Source organism: Cobetia sp. SIMBA_158 (genome assembly GCF_046566945.1).
Lineage (GTDB): Bacteria > Pseudomonadota > Gammaproteobacteria > Pseudomonadales > Halomonadaceae > Cobetia > Cobetia amphilecti.
This window is the reverse complement of the sequence record NZ_JAWJYL010000584.1, coordinates 1-260: the sequence shown is the minus strand read 5'-3', so window position 1 is coordinate 260 and position 260 is coordinate 1. Positions and strand designations below refer to the sequence as shown.

Annotated in this window: 1 pseudogene; it reads right to left on the bottom strand. The window is 44.2% G+C overall.

The features are described from left to right. A pseudogene (locus R2R70_RS21170) lies at positions 1–260 on the bottom strand (transketolase); the annotation flags it as partial.

Genomic DNA, 260 nt, shown 5'->3' with positions numbered 1-260 from the left:
ATTAACGATGTAGGACCGTCTTTACGTTCAATAGCTTGTTGCCATGCAATTGCTGACTCAACTTGGTCACACGGGCGCCAGTTATAAAGGTTAGGCGTTAAACGCATGCTGGCAATTTGCTCTACTGGTTGGTGAGTTGGACCATCTTCACCTAAACCAATTGAATCGTGCGTGTATACAAAAATGCTTGGTTGCTTCATTAATGCAGCCATACGAACCGCATTGCGTGCGTATTCCATAAACATTAAGAACGTTGCACC